At 57.0% G+C, this 17,588-nt stretch carries 18 protein-coding genes; 15 read left to right on the forward strand and 3 right to left on the reverse strand.

All coding sequences use genetic code 11. From position 1 onward, the window contains the following. The first annotated feature begins 1 nt into the window (after position 1). From hisD to DK510_RS12415, 10 genes are all read left to right on the forward strand, one after another. Positions 2 to 1,333: a histidinol dehydrogenase gene (hisD, locus tag DK510_RS12370; RefSeq protein ID WP_109312350.1), complete on the forward strand. Its 1,332-nt coding sequence runs from the start codon at positions 2 to 4 to the stop codon at positions 1,331 to 1,333. After that, complete coding sequence (locus DK510_RS12375; RefSeq protein WP_109312351.1) at positions 1,330 to 2,382, forward strand: ester cyclase; 1,053 nt, start codon at positions 1,330 to 1,332, stop codon at positions 2,380 to 2,382. The genes hisD and DK510_RS12375 overlap by 4 nt, the downstream gene beginning before the upstream one ends. Continuing rightward, positions 2,382 to 3,146: an SDR family NAD(P)-dependent oxidoreductase gene (locus tag DK510_RS12380; RefSeq protein WP_109312352.1), complete on the forward strand. Its 765-nt coding sequence runs from the start codon at positions 2,382 to 2,384 to the stop codon at positions 3,144 to 3,146. The genes DK510_RS12375 and DK510_RS12380 overlap by 1 nt, the downstream gene beginning before the upstream one ends. Further along, positions 3,146 to 4,189, forward strand: coding sequence for a LacI family DNA-binding transcriptional regulator (locus tag DK510_RS12385; RefSeq protein WP_200833237.1), 1,044 nt, complete (start codon positions 3,146 to 3,148; stop codon positions 4,187 to 4,189). Before DK510_RS12380 ends, DK510_RS12385 begins: the two co-directional genes overlap by 1 nt. Beyond that, on the forward strand, positions 4,186 to 5,175 hold the full coding sequence (locus DK510_RS12390) for a polyketide cyclase (RefSeq protein ID WP_109312353.1): 990 nt from the start codon (positions 4,186 to 4,188) through the stop codon (positions 5,173 to 5,175). The genes DK510_RS12385 and DK510_RS12390 overlap by 4 nt, the downstream gene beginning before the upstream one ends. A 192-nt stretch (positions 5,176 to 5,367) precedes the next feature. Next, positions 5,368 to 6,333, forward strand: coding sequence for a cupin (locus DK510_RS12395; RefSeq protein ID WP_109312354.1), 966 nt, complete (start codon positions 5,368 to 5,370; stop codon positions 6,331 to 6,333). After that, on the forward strand, positions 6,330 to 6,932 hold the full coding sequence (locus DK510_RS12400) for a class I SAM-dependent methyltransferase (protein ID WP_109312355.1): 603 nt from the start codon (positions 6,330 to 6,332) through the stop codon (positions 6,930 to 6,932). The genes DK510_RS12395 and DK510_RS12400 overlap by 4 nt, the downstream gene beginning before the upstream one ends. Positions 6,933 to 6,942: 10 nt before the next feature. After that, complete coding sequence (locus DK510_RS12405) at positions 6,943 to 8,067, forward strand: cobalamin-independent methionine synthase II family protein (protein WP_109312356.1); 1,125 nt, start codon at positions 6,943 to 6,945, stop codon at positions 8,065 to 8,067. Next, a complete protein-coding gene (locus DK510_RS12410) occupies positions 8,064 to 8,759 on the forward strand; it encodes an alpha/beta fold hydrolase (protein WP_109312357.1) in 696 nt (231 codons plus the stop codon). Before DK510_RS12405 ends, DK510_RS12410 begins: the two co-directional genes overlap by 4 nt. Continuing rightward, entirely contained in the window at positions 8,756 to 9,451 is a 696-nt protein-coding gene (locus tag DK510_RS12415) for an RraA family protein (protein WP_109312358.1), read from the forward strand. The genes DK510_RS12410 and DK510_RS12415 overlap by 4 nt, the downstream gene beginning before the upstream one ends. 34 nt (positions 9,452 to 9,485) lie before the next feature. On the opposite strand, the gene DK510_RS12420 is transcribed toward DK510_RS12415, so the two are convergent. After that, on the reverse strand, positions 9,486 to 10,658 hold the full coding sequence (locus DK510_RS12420; RefSeq protein WP_109312359.1) for an adenylate/guanylate cyclase domain-containing protein: 1,173 nt from the start codon (positions 10,656 to 10,658) through the stop codon (positions 9,486 to 9,488). 282 nt (positions 10,659 to 10,940) lie between these two features. Next, the gene (locus DK510_RS12425; protein WP_109312360.1) at positions 10,941 to 11,810 is read right to left on the reverse strand and encodes a LysR family transcriptional regulator; all 870 of its coding nucleotides are present in this window, start codon (positions 11,808 to 11,810) and stop codon (positions 10,941 to 10,943) included. Between the two features lie 119 nt (positions 11,811 to 11,929). On the opposite strand from DK510_RS12425, the gene DK510_RS12430 reads away from it, so the two are divergent. From DK510_RS12430 to DK510_RS12440, 3 genes are read left to right on the forward strand one after another with little or no spacing between them, the layout of a single operon-like run. After that, a complete protein-coding gene (locus tag DK510_RS12430; protein ID WP_109312361.1) occupies positions 11,930 to 12,796 on the forward strand; it encodes a hypothetical protein in 867 nt (288 codons plus the stop codon). An 11-nt stretch (positions 12,797 to 12,807) separates the two neighbouring features. Further along, a complete protein-coding gene (locus tag DK510_RS12435) occupies positions 12,808 to 13,356 on the forward strand; it encodes an isochorismatase family protein (protein WP_109312362.1) in 549 nt (182 codons plus the stop codon). Between the two features lie 30 nt (positions 13,357 to 13,386). Then, positions 13,387 to 14,298, forward strand: a complete 912-nt coding sequence (locus DK510_RS12440; RefSeq protein WP_109312363.1) for an NAD(P)-dependent oxidoreductase — start codon at positions 13,387 to 13,389, stop codon at positions 14,296 to 14,298. Positions 14,299 to 14,418: 120 nt separating this feature from the next. On the opposite strand, the gene DK510_RS12445 is transcribed toward DK510_RS12440, so the two are convergent. Beyond that, the gene (locus DK510_RS12445) at positions 14,419 to 14,895 is read right to left on the reverse strand and encodes an Lrp/AsnC family transcriptional regulator (RefSeq protein ID WP_108859156.1); all 477 of its coding nucleotides are present in this window, start codon (positions 14,893 to 14,895) and stop codon (positions 14,419 to 14,421) included. Between the two features lie 87 nt (positions 14,896 to 14,982). On the opposite strand from DK510_RS12445, the gene DK510_RS12450 reads away from it, so the two are divergent. After that, positions 14,983 to 15,993: a pyridoxal-phosphate dependent enzyme gene (locus tag DK510_RS12450; RefSeq protein WP_109312364.1), complete on the forward strand. Its 1,011-nt coding sequence runs from the start codon at positions 14,983 to 14,985 to the stop codon at positions 15,991 to 15,993. Then, the gene (locus DK510_RS12455) at positions 15,986 to 17,110 is read left to right on the forward strand and encodes a M20 aminoacylase family protein (RefSeq protein WP_109312365.1); all 1,125 of its coding nucleotides are present in this window, start codon (positions 15,986 to 15,988) and stop codon (positions 17,108 to 17,110) included. Before DK510_RS12450 ends, DK510_RS12455 begins: the two co-directional genes overlap by 8 nt. The last annotated feature ends 478 nt before the right edge of the window (positions 17,111 to 17,588 follow it).

Consider the following 17,588-nt stretch of genomic DNA (forward strand, 5'->3'; position numbering starts at 1 on the left):
CATGGCAATCGAGTATCTTAAACGCGGCAAATCCGATGCGGACCGGGCTGAAGATGATGCCAAGACCCGCGCCGTGGTTGAGGCGACGCTGAAAGACATTGAAACCCGCGGTGATGCTGCGGTGCGTGAGTTGAGTGAGAAGTTCGACAACTACTCGCCAGCCTCGTTCCGCCTGAGCCAGAAGGAAATCGATGACTTAATCGGTCAACTGACCGATAGGGAACTGGCCGACATAAAATTCGCACAGGAACAGGTGCGCAACTTTGCGCAGGCTCAGCGGGATTCAATGCTGGACATTGAGGTCGAAACCCTGCCGGGCGTGATCCTTGGCCATAAGAATATCCCTGTGCAGTCCGTCGGATGCTACGTCCCCGGTGGTAAGTTCCCAATGGTGGCCTCGGCCCACATGTCCGTGGCCACGGCTTCGGTTGCGGGTGTACCTCGGATCATTGCCTGCACGCCTCCGTTCAAAGGCAAGCCGAACCCAGCGGTGATTGCGGCCATGCATTTGGGTGGCGCGCATGAAATCTACGTTATGGGCGGTATTCAGGCCATTGGTGCGATGGCTTTGGGCACCGAGACAATTGATCCCGTTCACATGCTGGTTGGTCCCGGCAACGCCTTTGTCGCGGAGGCCAAGCGCCAGTTGTTCGGGCGCGTCGGCATTGATCTGTTTGCAGGTCCCACCGAAACCATGGTGATCGCAGACGAGACCGCAGCAGATGCTGAACTGTGCGCAACCGACCTGCTGGGGCAGGCCGAACACGGCTATAACAGCCCCTGTGTGCTGCTGACCAACTCTCACAAGCTTGCCAAGGAGACACTGTCCGAGGTGGACCGCCTGTTGGGCATCCTGCCGACTGCAGACACCGCGAAAGTGTCCTGGGAGGAATATGGCGAGGTGATTGTCTGCGACACGTATGACGAGATGCTGCAGGTCGCTGATGATACCGCCTCGGAACATGTGCAGGTGATGACGGATCGTGACGACTGGTTCCTTGAGAATATGACCTGCTACGGTGCGTTGTTCCTTGGTCCGCGCACCAACGTGTCAAACGGGGACAAGGTGATCGGTACGAACCACACGCTGCCAACGAAGAAGGCTGGGCGCTATACCGGTGGGCTTTGGGTTGGGAAGTACCTGAAAACGCACAGTTATCAGAAAGTTCTGACCAACGAGGCGGCGACACTGATCGGCGAATACGGCTCGCGTCTGTGCATGTTGGAAGGTTTTGTGGGCCACGCAGAACAGTGCAACGTCCGCGTGCGTCGCTATGGCGGTATCAATGTCCCCTATGGCGAGCCGGCGCCTTATCGGGATGCTGCTGAATGAGTGACAGGCATACACAGCATAAGGCCCTGATCGCTCCGCTCAGGGCCGCGATGTATGATTTTTCCGAGGCCGGTGTTCGCGCGGCACTGGCCGAGGTAACGGCCTCGGACACCGTTTTCCACCTATGCCATCCCTTTGGCGACAGCATTGGCAGCGACGCTTTCTATGACTGCGCCTATAAAGACCTGTTGGTTGCCTGGCCCGATCTGGAACGGCGGGATTATATCGTCATGGGTGGACCGGATGAACATGGTTCTGACTGGATTGGATGCGGCGGCTACTACACCGGTACGTTCACCGGCCCGTGGCTGGACATCCCGCCGACAGGCCACCAGGTCACCATGCGGTTTCATGAGTTTTACCGTTTCGAAAACGGCAAAGTTGCTGAAATGCAAGCCCTTTGGGATATCCCCGAGGTTATGATTCAGGCAAGTGCCTGGCCAATGGCCCCCAGTCTTGGCCGCGAATGGCATGTGCCCGGGCCGGCCACGCAGGACGGGTTGGTGCCTGGGCCCTACGATGAGGTCAAAGGCAAAGAGACCTGTAAACACATCATAGACATGCTGGAGCACCTCAAGAAACACCCGTCGCAAGGCGGCCCCGAGGTGATGGAGATGGAGCGGTTTTGGCATCCCCGTATGAACTGGTATGGCCCCTCAGGCATCGGTACTGGACGAGGTTATGCAGGATTCCGCAACTGGCACCAGATTCCGTTCCTGAACGGGATGCCGGATCGCGGGAAATACGTCGAGGACATCACCTACCATTTCTTCGGCGATGGCGAATACGCTGCCGTGACCGGATGGCCCAATATGATCCAGACCGTCACTGATGACGGTTGGATGGGCATCGCGCCCTCGAGCAAGAAAATCACCATGCGCAGCCTCGATTTCTGGCGGCTGGAAAACGGGCGTATTCGTGAAAACTGGGTGTTGGTCGATCTTCTGGATGCGTATCGCCAGCTAGGCGTTGACGTCTTTGCCCGTCTGCGGGAATTCAACAAGGCCCGAAACATGGGGCGCATTGATATACCGGATGGAATGAGCTGATGACTGAACTGCCGCGCACCCCTTCGTTTTCCCTCACAGGAAAGACCGCCCTGGTGACAGGGGCCTCTTCGGGCATTGGGCAGGGCTGTGCCGTGGCGCTGGCCGAGGCGGGCGCGCATGTCGTCTGTGCGGCCAGAGGCGAAGATCGGTTGAATGCAACTGTCGCTGCTCTGCAGGCAGAGGGGTGGTCGGCCGAGGCGCTGGTTCTGGATCAGGGCGATCTGGATGCGCTAAAGCAGCTTTTTGAAACGCGCAGCTTTGATGTCGTGGTGAATTCGGCCGGGGTTGCACGGCACAGTGCTGCTATTGAGACAACGCCTGAGGATTTCGATGTTGTCACGGGCGTTAATCTGCGTTCGGCTTACTTCCTGTCGGCCTATGCCGCTCGTGCCTTGATCGAGGCTGACAGGCCAGGTTCGATCATCCACATCTCCAGCCAAATGGGGCATGTTGGAGGGGTCGAACGGGCGCTTTATTGTGCCACCAAGCACGGGCTTGAAGGGATGGTAAAATCAATGGCCATCGAGTGGGGCAAGCAGGGCATCCGAATCAACACGGTCTGCCCGACTTTCATTCGAACGCCTCTGACCCAATCCACCTTTGACAACCCCGAACGCGCCGCGTGGATCATGGACAAGATCAAACTGGGTCGCGTGGGAGAGGTCGAGGATATCATGGGTGCGGTACGTTACCTCGCTTCGGACGCCTCAGCGCTGGTTACAGGCACTTCGATGTTGATTGACGGAGGTTGGACGGCAGACTGATGGCCGAGAAAGTAACATCACTTCAGGTCGCCCAGCTTGCAGGTGTAAGTCAGTCTGCCGTTAGCCGCGTCTTCACGCCCGGTGCCTCGGTCAGCAAGAAGACGGAAGAAAAGGTGCGCAAAGCCGCGACCGAACTTGGCTATCGCCCCAATGTGTTGGCGCGCGCGATGGTGTCGGGCAAAAGCCGCATCATTGGTTTGGTCGTCGCCTATCTGGACAACTATTTCTATCCCGAAGCGCTTGAGAAGTTGTCGAACGAGTTGCAGGAGCAGGGGTATCACGTCCTGATCTTCATGGCCTCCAGAACCGCCGGAAACATTGACGACGTTATGGAGGAAATTCTTGATTATCAGGTTGATGGCGTGATCCTGGCCTCGGTCGCGATGTCGTCCGATATCGCAACGCGGTGCCAACAAGCTGGTGTGCCGGTCGTACTGTTCAACCGTAGTCAGGATATCGACGGGATCACCTCGGTGACCTCTGACAATTACTCCGGCGGTCGCAAGGTCGCTGAATTTTTTGTTGCCGCAGGCCACAGTCGCATCGCTTACATTGCCGGTTGGCAGGGTGCCTCAACCCAGCGAGACCGCGAGGCTGGGTTTCGCGCCGCTCTCGGTGATGCAGGGCAGGATCTGTACGCCTACGAAATCGGAGAGTTCCTGACCGAAAATGCGCGATTGGCCGCGCGCCGCATGTTTGATGTTGAACCGCAAAAACGACCCGACGCGGTATTCGTCGCCAATGACCATATGGCGCTTGCCGTGATGGACGTCATTCGGTTTGAACTCGGAATGCATATACCAGAAGACGTTTCTATCGTTGGATACGATGACGTACCGCAGGCCGGATGGCTTGCCTATAACCTCACCACCATTCGTCAACGCGCCAACCTGATGGTTGCGGAAACCGTTGATGCCTTGTTGGACCATATTGAAAACCCGGCAGTTGCCGCAGCCCGCAAGGTCGCGATTGATGGACCGTTGATCGTGCGCACTTCGGCACGGCTGCCCAAAGGCTGGACCCCGCAAAGGATGAAAACATGAAAGGCTTTGATCCCAAGTTCCGGGATTTTCCCGACTATATCATCGGAATTACCAAAGAGATCTGGGAAGACCGGGGCATCGCAACCCTGCACGAGTATTACAGCGAAGATATCGTCGTTCGCTCACCCGGTTCGGTTGTTTTGGGAAATCAGAATGTGATCGGCGCGACAATGGCGACCCTGGCTGAATTTCCGGACCGGCAGTTGATGGGTGAAGATGTGATCTGGTCGGGCGCGCCGGAAGAGGGCATGCTGAGCTCTCACCGCATCCTTTCCACGGCCACGCATCTGGCCGAGGGGGTTTATGGCAAGCCTACGGGTACAAAACTATGCTATCGAATTCTGGCCGACTGCCACGCCATCGACAACCAGATCAACGACGAATGGTTGATCCGCGATCAGGGCGCGATTGTGCGGCAGATGGGCTGGGACCCGAAAGAATACGCCGCTGATCTGATTGCGCGCGAGGGCGGTAAGGGCAGCTGCACCAAGCCTCTGACCCCCGAAATCGACCAGCCCGGTCCCTACAAGGGTCGCGGCAATGATAATGAGTGGGGGCAGCGATATGCTGATATCCTGACCCGGATCATGAGTGCCGATATGGGCACAATCGCGGCTGAATATGACCGTGCGGTGCAGTCTGAGTATGTGGGCGGCGTCACGGGGCACGGCCGGGATGCCGTCGACCGGTTCTGGATGGGGCTGCGGGCGAGTTTCCCGAATGCTGAATTCAAGATTGAACACCAGATCGGGCGCGACGACCCGGATATGCCGCCGCGATCAGCAATTCGCTGGAGCCTTTGGGGCAAGCATGACGGCTGGGGCATGTTCGGGGCGCCGACAGGGGCACAGGTTTATGTCCTCGGGATCAGTCACGCCGAGTTTGGCGCGTTGATTGCGGGGCAGCCGCAGCTGCGCCGTGAATATACTCTGTTCGATGAAACCTCGGTCTGGAAACAGATCCTGTTGCAGAGCGGTGAGGTCTGAGTGGCCCGCCCGGTCGCATATCGCATCCTTGCAGGTGGTCTGCGTGAAACCGGAGCATGTCGACGTTTCCATATGTTTCGTCAGAGCCTGCGGGCGCGGCGACTGAATCTGCGCCCGCCAGGGGAGTGAGCGCCTGTGCCGCCAGAGCACACGAGCTTGCATTCCTGAAAACAAAAAATCGGATCATACGTCATGACCAAGTCAGCCATCACTTCCCGCATTGTCCGCTACGGCGAGCTTCAACCCTGTAAAACCGCCTTTATCGATGCCCATACGCCGGGCAGCGATCAGAAAGAGAATTTCACGATCATCGGCGGTGGCGTCTCGGAATCTCCGGATCAGCACGTGCACATCACCGATAAGATCGGCTTCAACATCGGTGCCGCAGGTCAGCCGCCGAAATGCCGGAACTCACTGCACAGCCACACAACGGCCGAGGTTTTCTTTGTTGCCAAAGGACGCTGGCGCTTTTTCTGGGGCCGTTATGGCACCGCTGGTGAGTTCATCGCCGAGGAGGGTGATATTTTCAACATCCCGACCGGCATCTTCCGTGGTTTTGAAAACGTTGGCCAGGACTACGGTATGATCATGGCAATCCTGGGCGGAGACGACGCGGGAGGGGGCGTCACGTGGGCCCCGCAGGTCATCGAAGATGCGCAGGCGCATGGTCTGATGCTGGGCGACAATGGCGTTCTGTACGACACCAAAAAAGGGCAGGAGCTGCCTCATAATGTGCACCCAATGCCCTTGCTGACCGAAGAGCAGTTGAAGGGTTACCCTGAGGTTCCGGTTGAGGATGTCGTCGGCAAATATGTTGCACGGTATTGGGATCTGATGGCGTTGTCGGCCAATAAGCCTGCGCAGGTGATTGGTGAGAGCGGGTTGATCAAGGATAAGCCGGGGTTTGCGGTAGACTTCCTTGGCCGGGGGTCCTCTGTGACCGAACCGATTGCGGCGGATAAACCTGTGGTTCTGATGCCAGCCAGCGGTCACTGGCATATCTCGATCGACGAGCACGAAACCACAATTTCGACAGGTGACACGGCTCTGGTTTTGCCCGGTGAATCCTATAGCGTTCAGCCATCAATGACCGGGCAGGCGGGCCTGTACCGGATCACTGCAACCGATGAACCGGCAGGAGCGACCTGGACAGGATGAGCGCAGACCCGAACGACACCCAAGCCATATATGAGCGGCAAGCCACAGAGTATGACATGCGCCGCTCAAAAGCCCTGTTCGAGGCGCGCTGGCTGGCGCGCTTCACGGCCAGCCTCAAACCGGGTGACCACGTACTGGATCTGGGCTGTGGCACAGGCGATCCCATTGCGCGCTGGTTTATGGCCGAAGGGTTTGACGTCACGGGTGTCGATTTTTCCGCAGCCATGCTGAAAATCGCCAAAGAACGCTGGCCGGACGGGGATTGGCGGATGGCTGACATGCGGGATTTTGAGCTGGATCAGCAATTCGATGGGATCATCGCCTGGAACAGCTTTTTTCACCTGACGGCAGATGAGCAGAAGGGCTGCATCACCCGCATGGCACGCCATTTACATAACGGTGGAATGCTGATGCTGACCGTAGGCCCACGCGCTGGGGAAGTCAGCGGTACGGTCGGATCAGAGCTTGTCTATCACGCCTCGTTGTCCCCGGCCGGTTATGCAACGTGCCTTGAAGAGAACGGGCTGCAATTGACCGGCTTTTTGGCCGAAGACCCCGAAACGCAAAGCCATACTGTGCTGATGGCACGAAAACTGTAAGGAGGTCTTTATGGCCGTTAAAACCACACATGTTGGGTCTTTGCCCCGAACACAGGACGTCGTGGATCTTATCTTTGCCAGGGAAAACGGTGAACCATATGAAGCAGCCGCGTTTGACGCGTGCATGACCGCCGCAGTCTCTGAAACGGTGCGCAAACAGGTCGAAGCCGGCGTTGATATAGTCAGCGACGGTGAGACTTCGAAGATTTCTTACGCGACCTATGTCAAGGACCGCTACACCGGGTTTTCCGGCGACAGCCCTCGAAATGCGCCTGCTGATTTGAAGATGTTCCCCGGCTTTCTTCAGCGGCTGGCCAATGACGGCGGCACGCCGCAATACGCCCGACCAATGTGCACCGGCGAGGTGCGATCAAAAGGGCAGGGTGAGTTAGAGAAGGACATCGCTAACCTCAAGGCGGCTATGGCGCAGCATGGGGTCGAGCGCGGTTTCATGAATGCCGCGTCCCCGGGCGTGATCTCACTGTTTTTGCAGAACGATTTCTACCCCACACGTGAGGCATATCTGGCGGCGCTGGCCGATGCCATGAAAGAGGAGTACGAGACCATCGTGGCCGCAGGTCTGGATCTGCAACTGGATTGTCCCGATCTGGCCTTGTCGCGCCATATGCTGTTCACAGATCTTTCAGACGACGTGTTCGTCGAAATCGCCGATATGCATGTCGAGGCGCTGAACCACGCGCTTCAGAACGTCCCGCAGGATCGCGTTCGGGTGCATATCTGCTGGGGCAACTATGAGGGTCCGCATTGCTGCGACATTGCGATGGACAAGGTGTTCAACACCCTGATGGCGACTAAATCGCGCTATGTCCTCTTTGAGACCTCGAACCCGCGTCACGCCCACGAGTGGACCGTGTTCCGTGACCGCAAATCTGAGATACCAGATGACAAGGTTCTGGTCCCCGGGGTGGTCGACACCACCACCAATTTCGTTGAGCATCCCGAACTTGTGGCCCAACGGATCGAACGTTTTACGGGAATCGTCGGCGCGGACCGGGTGATAGCAGGCAGCGATTGCGGCTTTGGCACCTTTGCGGGCTTCGGCGCGGTTGACCCTCAGATCGCCTACGCCAAGTTGGCCGCGCTATCTGAGGGGGCCAAGCTGGCCTCAGCATGATACCCGTGATTTTCTTGCCGGGCATGATGTGTGACGCCCGCCTTTTTGGCCCGCAAATCGACGCACTGTCAGGCAGGATGCCTGTGATGACATTCCCGCTGTCGCGGCACGACAGCGTGCAAGCCATGGCAGATGACATTCTGCAAAACGCGCCGGCTGAATTCGCGCTGACGGGATTGTCGATGGGCGGTATCGTGGCAATGGAAGTATTGCGTCAGGCCCCGGAACGTGTTTCGCGCCTGGCTTTGCTCGACACAAATCCACTGGCTGAAAAGCCAGAGGTCAAAGCCCGCCGCGCGCCCCAGATTGCAGCCGTTCGCGACGGCAAGCTGAGGTCGGTGATGCGGGACGAGATGAAGCCCAGTTACCTGTCCGACGGGCCTAACCGGGGGGCTATCCTGGATCTGTGCATGGCAATGGCCACCGACTTGGGCCCTGACGTGTTCTTGCGCCAATCGCAGGCGCTGATGGATCGCCCGGACCAAAGCGCGACGCTGACAGCTTACACGGGAAAGGCTTTGGTCCTGTGTGGGCAAGAAGATCGGCTGTGCCCCATTGAACGCCACCAGTTGATGCACGATCTATTGCCAGACAGCGCGCTGGAGATCATCGAAGGCGCCGGGCATCTGCCGACATTGGAACAACCCCAAAAAACCACAGCGGCCTTGATCCGTTGGTTGGAGGACACATGACGCCATCCCTTTTGTCCCTGCTTCGCAAGGTCGATACCCCCACCGTCTGCAATGCCATTGAGGTGGCGCAGGGCAAGCGCGGGTTCGATGATTTCACGCGCGGAACCATGCTGTGTTCAGCGCCCGAAGAGCCCTCGATCGTCGGCTATGCCCGTACGGCAAAAATCGCGGCAGTCAATCCACCGACCGAACCGCCTGAAGTCATCAAGACCCGGCGTATGGCCTATTACAAATACATGGCCGAAGCCTCTAACCCGTACGTCGCCGTGATCGAGGATATGGATTTTCCGGATTGCATCGGAGCCTATTGGGGCGAAATCAATACATCCGTCCACAAGGGTTTTGGTATGTCCGGTGTCGTAACCAATGGCGTCATGCGGGATTTGGGCGACTTACCCAAGGGGTTCCCGGTCGTCGCAGGTTCCGTCGGGCCAAGCCACGGTTTCGTCCACGTCCGCGAGATTGATACACCGGTTTCCGTATTTGGTCTGACAGTTAATCCTGGTGAACTGGTGCACGCCGACCGTCATGGCGCGTTGGTCGTACCCGGTGATGTCGTCGATCAGTTAGAAGCCGCAATCCAAAAGCTATTGGTGACAGAACGCATCGTCTTGGATGCAGCCAGTCAGCCGGAGTTTGATTTTGACGCTTTTGAGACCGCTTGGGCGGCCTTCGAAAAAGCCAGGGTCTGATTATAGGGGCCGTCATTCCGCATGCTGCCGCGCCTCAGAGCTTTTGCTCGACGAGGGCGAACAGCTCTATTGGATGCGCAACGCCACGAATGTCGTGAAACCCGCAAGAAGCAAACAGATCATTCGAAGCGCCAGCAACGACTGACGTTGCCAAAACTCTTCGGCCAATAGATTTTGTCAAACCCTCAATTCGGCTGGCGACGTTCACCGCGCCACCAAGTACAGTAAAATCCAGTCTTCCGGGGCTGCCGATGTTGCCATAACTGACTTGCCCTGCGTTGATCCCGATACCAACGTCTAGAGCCGGTTTTCCGGCTTCCGCGCGACTGCAGTTGAGGGCGGTCAGACCAGCCAAAACACTTTGCGCGGCATACGAAGCTTTGCGACATCGTTCAGCGCGATCAGCCTGTGTGGCGATGGTGAAAATCGACAGAATACCGTCACCCATAAATTTAAGAACATCGCCTTCATTCTCCTCCACTGACTGAACAACTAGATCGAAGTATCCGCTCAGCGCATCAAAAACTTCCTCTTCAGGTGCGCTGTCCGATAGCGCCGTAAAGCCGCGCAAATCTGAGAACATGACCACGGCCTCAAGCGTTGTACGTTCCCCTCGTTTGATGCGCCCGTTCCAAACGCTGTCCGAGGGTCCATCGCCAAGGTAGGTTCGCAGAAGGCCTTTGGACGATTTGCGCATTGTGACAGGTTCCAAAGCCGAAGACAGCGCGGGCAGCGCGTCCTCGATCAATTTCAGATGCAGTGGTGAGAACCCTTCTGGTGCTTGGGTTACAAAAGTGCAGCCGTGTAGTGATCTGTCGCCGTAATAAAGCAGGGTGGCATAATAGTCGGTGCCGCCCTGCTCGGCGAAGTCCAGGTAGGATGAATGCTCTGTCTTTGAATCCAGCTGGCGTAGACTTTTGTGAAGTGGCTTTCGGTGTTCCAGAATATACTCAAATGAGCTTCCTACGTACCCGTCGGTCAACATCGTCTCATGTGTGACGTCATAGCTTTCAGTTCCATCAGGTGTCCAAACCACACCCCAAGCGATGAGTAGGGGATTGGCGAAGCGCTGGCCAATATTGACCCGCCAAAGCGGGACACCCGCCTTTATCAAGGACGAGCAGAAATGCGACACCACTTTCACGGGATCGCCTGATTGGCGCCCTTCAGTGATCATCCAGTTTGTCAGTTGGGCTACGGATTCCATTATTTTAAACTAGTCGCTAGGGCTGGATGCACAAAGGAAATTGGGTCTGTGATGGGCCGATTTGAACCAAATGAGGCCCGCGCATGATGCGAGGCGCGTTTAGGCTTGGCGCAAATTCAGGAGGCGATCCATTGAATATCTCAAAACACAAACAGCTTGTTTTGCACGATCTGGCCCCAGATTGGGCTAACCGCTTCAAGCGCATTGCAAATGACGGCTTGGCAAGGCCGTGGTCATGTCCCGCTTGATCCCCAGGATGCATTCGCGTTTTGAGGGTGGTCGTCAAAAACGGGTTTGTAACCACTCGCAAAAAGCGATCGAAATGTGTGATCCCGCCGTACCTGTTTTGTGTTGCAAGACGTAGTGGGCCTGACCTGTATCAACGGGGGTACCGACAATTCTGATCTGGCGCCCGCTTGCGATGGCCTGCTGCGCGAACCGGTTGATCATGATAGTGCAGCCGCATTCCGCGGCCACCAATTCGCAAGCGGCAACCGAGGTATCGACGATAAGGCGCGGGGATATATCAGCATTGGGCAGACCACGGGCCGACAGATACCGCGCCCAATGGTCGTCAAACCCCAGAACGTGGATGGCAGCGTGCGCCATCAGGTCCTCGGGTGTTTTGATCTTAGGCGCGGTGCGCGCACCGCAAACCGGCACGATGAACTCATCAGAAAGCTTGATCATTCGCGTGTCGGAATGGGTTTGCGGAGCCAGCAGGATGTCAATGTCCACGGGATGCCCTTCCTCGCCGCTCTGCCACAGAGAGGTGACAAGTTTGATCCCGATACCGGGATGGGCTGTCTGAAAGCTCGCAAGTTGCGGCGCCAGCCAAATGATCATAGCCGCCGACGCCCGCACAACGATCGTCGTCTCCAAGGCAGGCCCAAACAGCCCGTTTGTGGAAAATGCGATGTGCTCCAGTGAATCCCGGACCGATATCAAATAGGCCCGGCCGATTTCCGTCAGTTGCAGGCTTTTGGCCTTGCGAATGAACAGTTTCTGCCCCAGCTGACCTTCCAGCGCCTTCATGTGCTGACTGACAGCCGTTTGTGTCAGCCCCAGCTCTCGACTGGCGGCGGTAAAGCTTAAATGGCGTGCGGCGGCCTCGAAAGTGCGAAGCCAGTTCAGGTTGAGATTGCTTTTCATTGCCCATTCATAAGTTTTTTATGTGCATGGGCGCAAATTGTTTCATTTTCCTTCATTTCGGTCGGCAGTTAGACAAAAGCAACTGACGACGAAGTCGACCAGACAAAAGGGAGCGATCTATGCCGGAGATCAATCTAGATGCAGCCACCGACATGGTTTTGAGCCTTGTGGATCTGGAGCGCTATCCCATTGCGGATCTGGAAAGTGCCGAAGGCGCTGCGTTTCTCAAGGCCTGTCAGGACCAGATGGAGGAACATGGCTGGTGCAATCTGGATGGGTTCATCCGTCCCGGGGCACTGGCAGCTCTGGCCGATGAATCCAACGCCTTGCTACCCACCGCTGACGTACTGACCATCAAACGCAACATCTATCAGGGCGCAATTGACCCGTCGCTGCCCAAGGATGATCCGCGTCGTAAGGAATATACGCATGTGGCAACGCAATTGGCGGATGATCAGTTGCCGAATGAAACGCTTATTCAGCGGCTTTATCAGTCGCCGCGTTTGACGGACTTTGTGCGCCGCGTCCAAAAGAAAGAGGTGCTGCATCGCTGCGCCGATGAGTTTCAGGCGCTGAATGTCGTCGCCCTGCATCCAGGAAGCTGGCACGCCTGGCATTATGATACGACGGAATGCACCGTGACGCTGCTGTTGCAGGCCGCTGAAACCGGGGGTGATTTTGCCTTCTTGCCGAACTCGCGCACCGACGAAACCGAAGACCGTGAGGCGGTGGATCGTTTGCTTGCTGGTGATATGTCCCATGCGCAGAAGTTTGACCGGGGTGCCGGTACTTTTACCCTGTTTCGCGGTGGCTATTCATTGCACGGGGTGACAGAGGTCGAAGGGCCGACCCCCCGTGTCACCGCGATCATGACTTATGACGAACAGGAAGGCCGCGTGATCAGCGACGACATCAACATCCGGATCTATGGTGATCGCGTCAAAAATATCCTCGCGGAACGCGCAGCCTCCAACATCAACGCATAAAGGACCAAGCCATGAAAACTGCTCTACTCGTCATTGATGTGCAAATGGCACTGGCTCATGAGGATGCCGCCGGTGCCGTGCGATCTTGCCCCGAGGCAGGCGACAATATCGGCCGGCTTCTCAGCCGGTTTCGCGCGCACGGTGACAAGATCGTCCATGTGCATCACCACGGGCTTGACCCGGGCGATCCATTTCATGCGGATGCGCCAGGCGCGGCTGTTCAACCCTTTGCGGCACCGCAGGGGGACGAGCCGGTGATCATCAAAAACGTCTCCAGCGCCTTCGCCGGAACTTCGCTCGAAGCTGATCTGCGCGCCGACAATATTGAGCGTGTGGTCATTTGCGGGGCCACGGCCAATCACTGTGCCGAGTCTGCGGCGCGCTCTGCAAGCAGTCTGGGCTTTGAGATGGTCTATGCCTCTGACGCCGTCTGGGCTTATGACGCGACCGGGCCGGACGGAGTGACCCACAGCGCCGAACAGATCCATTCCGTCACGCTTGCCAATCTGCAGGGTGAGTTTGGTGAGGTATGTTCGACCGACACCATCCTGAACGCGTAAGCAATATAACTAACCCCGAGGACGGCGAAGATGCGCATTGGATTTATTGGGCTTGGCACCATGGGCGGCCCGGCAGCCCTGAACCTGATCAAGGGCGGGCACGACCTAACGGTCTGCGACCTTGATCGGAACCGGGCAGAAGAGCACCTGGCGCTTGGGGCGAAGTGGGCAGAGACCCCTGCGGCAGCCGCGCAAGCGGCGGACATCGTGTTCACCATGGTCTTTGGACCAAAACAAATCGAACAAGTGGTAGGCGGCGACGATGGGCTGCGATCCGCCATGTCCGCGGGGCAGGTTTGGGTGGATATGACAACAAACAAACCCGCCTTTGTGCGCGAGCTTGCAGCCACCTTTGCTGAAAACGGTGTACAGTTGATTGATGCGCCGGTCACAGGTGCCGTCGATGGTGCACGCACCGGCAACATGCCCCAATTTGCAGGTGGGGATGAGGCGACCGTCGCGCGTATTCGCCCCGTGATGGAACTGATGGGTCCGCTTCATTACATGGGCCCCAGCGGCAGCGGGTCCGTGACGAAACTGGCCAGCAATCAGCTTTGGGCCATCCACGCGACAGCCATGGGTGAAGCACTTGTCATGGCGGTGAAATCAGGTGTCGATCTGTCACGGGCCTGGGACGCGCTCAAGATCGGGGCCAGCGAAAGCTGGTGCATGCATCACGACGCCCCGTCCGTTTTTGCCGGACATTATGATCCGTCTTTCACACTGGACTTGTGCCAAAAGGATCTGGGCCTGATCGTTGAGGCCTGCGACGACGCCGGCACCGCCGCCCCGGCCACACGGCTGGTGTGCACGCAATTCGAAGCGGCCCGCGAAAAATACGGGGGCGACAAGGGAGAATTGCATGTGGTGAAGCTTGAAGAAGACAATGCTGGCGTGTCACTTCGCCTTGACGGGGATTGGGTCCCGCACTGGGAAAAATAACGAGGGGCCCAATCTGGGCCCTAACCCGGAGGACGCGTGGCGCTGGTTCATGAACACATCTGCTGCCCACCATTCGAAGGGCCGCTTTGAAGCGGTAGCTGACGCAAATGTTGATTCTTATTATTCTAACCCAACATCCTGAACAGGAATGCCCAAACCGACTTTCTTTCTCCCCATGACAACAGATGTGCGAAAGCGACGGACGTTTGAGTTGTCGAAGAACAGTCGCTTCGTGAGTTCCTGAAAATCATCCATATCCTTTGCTGTGCAGACCAGACAGAAGTCGGCGTCTCCGGTGATGTAATAGCACTGCTGTACCATAGGCTCTGATTGCGCCTGACGTGAGAATGCGTCGATCTGATCCTGACGCTCACGCTCCAATTCGACCATAACGATGAAACTCATCGCGACACCCAGCTTTTTGGGGTCAACGATCGCGACTTCCGAAAGAATTGCGCCCGAGGTTCTGAGCGCCTTTAACCGCCGCTGAACAGAGGCCACGGACAAGCCTGTCTCGGACGCAAGCGCTTCGAGGCCTATCTTGGCATCGGTTTGCATCAACTGAAGCAGATTTCGGTCAAACTGATCAAGTTTCATGAGAATTTCCTTTTTAGCGAGAAAATTTCCCGAAAATTAGTAAACATTGACCATAATAGATCACCTTTCGCGTGTACAACTTTCGGTATGAAAAATCCAACGATACTCGATGTCGCAAAACCGCTGGCTCTACTGGCTGCATGCCCCGCCTATAAACCAAGTCCGTTGGAGACACGCAGTCTCCAAGACAGACCTATTCTGATCAAGGACGAAACCAACAGGATGGGATTGGGCGCTTTCAAAGCGCTCGGAGGCGTTTACGCTGTTGCCAAGCTGATAGAAGCGCGCGTCGGCCGCCCTTTGGAAGCAAACGCCTATTTGGATGATTCCGTAAAAACCATCGCACGCACGATGACTTTTGTCTGTGCCAGTGCAGGCAATCATGGCATGGCCGTGGCGGCCGGAGCGCGGCTGTTTGGCGCAAAGGCCCGCATTCACCTTGCTGAAACAGTGCCAGAGGATTTTGCAATTCGCCTGCGGGAAAAAGGCGCGGAAGTTGTCCGATCGGGTGACGATTATGAGGCGAGCGTTGCGGCAGCCATAGCCGACGCCGAGGCGTCCGGCGCAATCCACCTCGCCGATGGATCTTGGCCTGGATATACCGAACCTCCGCGGTTGGTAATGGAAGGCTATACCGTCATCGCCGAAGAAATGCGGACAGAGTTGGAAAGCTCTGGGAATTGGCCCAGCCACGTTTACTTGCAGGCAGGCGTTGGTGGGCTGGCTGCGGGGATCGCTTACATGATCCGGTCCACCTGGGCGGTTCAGCCAAAGATCATAGTGGTCGAACCTGATGCGGCCCCTTGCCTTGCCGAAAGCGCCCGGGCCGGACAGATCGTAACGGTTGAGGGCCCGGTGTCCAATATGGGGCGCTTGGACTGCAAAACGCCTTCTATGTTGGCTTTGGAAATTCTGGAACGGTGCGCCGACGACTGGGTTACGGTCACTGACCTGCAGGCCTTGGACGCTGTAAAACACGCGCGCGATCTGGGCTTTTCCACCACGCCATCTGGCGCAGCGGGGCTTGCAGCCTTGTTGACGGACGAGGCTAAATTGCCGTTGATCGTGCTGTCCGAAGGAGACGTTCCCGATGCTTGATCTCGTTGCGTTTCGCCGTGATCTGCATGCCCACCCTGAAACAGGCTTCGCCCTTGACCGGACCTCGAATCTGATCGCGGCCGAGTTGGAACGCGCGGGACTTGAAGTCAGCCGGGGTGTAGGCCGCACGGGTATTGTGGCCACCCTGCGCCGTGGTCCGGACGAAACCGCAATCGGTTTTCGAGCCGACATGGACGCGCTGCCGATACACGAGGCCACCAACTTGCCGTACCGCTCGGGAACGGAAGGCAAGTTTCATGGATGTGGCCATGATGGCCACAGCACCATGCTGCTGGGTGCCGCGCTGGAGCTTTCGGCGGACCCGTCTTTTGACCGCACCATTCACTTCATCTTTCAGCCGGACGAAGAGAACGGAAACGGGGCAGCCGCGATGATCTCGGACGGTTTGTTTGAACGCTTCCCGATGGCCGCAATCTTTGGCCTTCACAACATGCCCGGAATGGAGCTTGGTCACTTTGCCACTCAAGCGGGCTCATTCTGCGCGTTCGAGGATAATTTTGAGATACGCGTTCAGGGTCAGGGCGGGCACGCGTCGATGCCGGAAAAAGGCGTTGATCCGATTGTGACAGGTGCCGCAATTGTGCAGCAGTTGCAATCGATCGTCTCTCGCTCGGTTCCGGCGAGCGAGCATGCAGTGGTTTCCGTAACGGAGTTCCTGACAGACGGCGCGCGCAACATTCTGCCTAGCAACGTAACTCTACGGGGGGATTGCCGGGGCTTTTCCAGAGATGTGTCCGAGAATATCGAGCGAAGAATGCGCGCCATAGTCGCCGGTGTATGTGCAGCACAAGGCGCTGAGGCGGAGGTTGATTACTCAACTTCCTTCCGGCCATTGGTGAACTATGCCAGAGCCACAGACATGATCGCGGGTGCCGCTCGTGATGTTGGTAGCGTTGATGCGGATTACGGTCGGGTAGGATTCTCAGAGGATTTTGCAGAGTTTCTTGCGCACCGCCCCGGGGCCTTCATCCTGATGGGCAACGGATTGGAAGGGAACAATTCGATGCCGCTTCATAACCCGTCGTATGATTTCAACGATGAAGCAATCAGGCACGGGATTGCGTTTTGGACCAGCACGGCACGACGGGAATTTTGATGGCAAGTGACGCCTGAGCAAACGTCAATAATGGGCAATTTTTCCACCCCTGCTGTCCCCAATCGAACCTTCGGCTGATCTCATGCGGCAAATGTTCTCTTTGTTGGGCCACTTCATCTGGTGACCACCGCTAGGGTCGGTCGCATCGAGACCCAGAAACATTGTGGGAAGCAGGTGACGCAAAGCCTCATGGTCACGAACTTCGACCCGGCAGATCGCGGCGACTCTGTTTCGTATCGTCTTCCGCGCCATATGAACCAAAACCTGCGGGGCGGGTGCTTTTTTCTTACGCCGACGGCAGATCCCAAAGGTTAATAGATGGTTAACATATCTCGGTACTTGATTGCGCGGCGATCTTCTTGTTTTACTGAAAATCAAATCAACCTATGCCCAAACGCGGTGTGAATATACAGTGACAATCGGTAACAAAACTCTGAATCTACAGAACTTTATGACGATGCGGGCAATGGAGTAGCAA

It is taken from the genome of Ruegeria sp. AU67, assembly GCF_900312795.1.
In the GTDB taxonomy this organism is placed as follows: domain Bacteria; phylum Pseudomonadota; class Alphaproteobacteria; order Rhodobacterales; family Rhodobacteraceae; genus Ruegeria; species Ruegeria atlantica.

Excerpts from the sequence above, each read along its gene's own strand:
- hisD (WP_109312350.1), top strand. The coding sequence starts at position 2 with ATGGCAATCGAGTATCTTAAACGCGGCAAATCCGATGCGGACCGGGCT.
- DK510_RS12450 (WP_109312364.1), top strand. The coding sequence starts at position 14,983 with ATGAAAAATCCAACGATACTCGATGTCGCAAAACCGCTGGCTCTACTG.
- DK510_RS12375 (WP_109312351.1), top strand. The coding sequence starts at position 1,330 with ATGAGTGACAGGCATACACAGCATAAGGCCCTGATCGCTCCGCTCAGG.
- DK510_RS12425 (WP_109312360.1), bottom strand. The coding sequence starts at position 11,810 with ATGAAAAGCAATCTCAACCTGAACTGGCTTCGCACTTTCGAGGCCGCC.
- DK510_RS12420 (WP_109312359.1), bottom strand. The coding sequence starts at position 10,658 with ATGGAATCCGTAGCCCAACTGACAAACTGGATGATCACTGAAGGGCGC.
- DK510_RS12430 (WP_109312361.1), top strand. The coding sequence starts at position 11,930 with ATGCCGGAGATCAATCTAGATGCAGCCACCGACATGGTTTTGAGCCTT.
- DK510_RS12455 (WP_109312365.1), top strand. The coding sequence starts at position 15,986 with ATGCTTGATCTCGTTGCGTTTCGCCGTGATCTGCATGCCCACCCTGAA.
- DK510_RS12400 (WP_109312355.1), top strand. The coding sequence starts at position 6,330 with ATGAGCGCAGACCCGAACGACACCCAAGCCATATATGAGCGGCAAGCC.
- DK510_RS12395 (WP_109312354.1), top strand. The coding sequence starts at position 5,368 with ATGACCAAGTCAGCCATCACTTCCCGCATTGTCCGCTACGGCGAGCTT.
- DK510_RS12440 (WP_109312363.1), top strand. The coding sequence starts at position 13,387 with ATGCGCATTGGATTTATTGGGCTTGGCACCATGGGCGGCCCGGCAGCC.
- DK510_RS12435 (WP_109312362.1), top strand. The coding sequence starts at position 12,808 with ATGAAAACTGCTCTACTCGTCATTGATGTGCAAATGGCACTGGCTCAT.
- DK510_RS12415 (WP_109312358.1), top strand. The coding sequence starts at position 8,756 with ATGACGCCATCCCTTTTGTCCCTGCTTCGCAAGGTCGATACCCCCACC.
- DK510_RS12405 (WP_109312356.1), top strand. The coding sequence starts at position 6,943 with ATGGCCGTTAAAACCACACATGTTGGGTCTTTGCCCCGAACACAGGAC.
- DK510_RS12390 (WP_109312353.1), top strand. The coding sequence starts at position 4,186 with ATGAAAGGCTTTGATCCCAAGTTCCGGGATTTTCCCGACTATATCATC.
- DK510_RS12380 (WP_109312352.1), top strand. The coding sequence starts at position 2,382 with ATGACTGAACTGCCGCGCACCCCTTCGTTTTCCCTCACAGGAAAGACC.
- DK510_RS12445 (WP_108859156.1), bottom strand. The coding sequence starts at position 14,895 with ATGAAACTTGATCAGTTTGACCGAAATCTGCTTCAGTTGATGCAAACC.
- DK510_RS12385 (WP_200833237.1), top strand. The coding sequence starts at position 3,146 with ATGGCCGAGAAAGTAACATCACTTCAGGTCGCCCAGCTTGCAGGTGTA.
- DK510_RS12410 (WP_109312357.1), top strand. The coding sequence starts at position 8,064 with ATGATACCCGTGATTTTCTTGCCGGGCATGATGTGTGACGCCCGCCTT.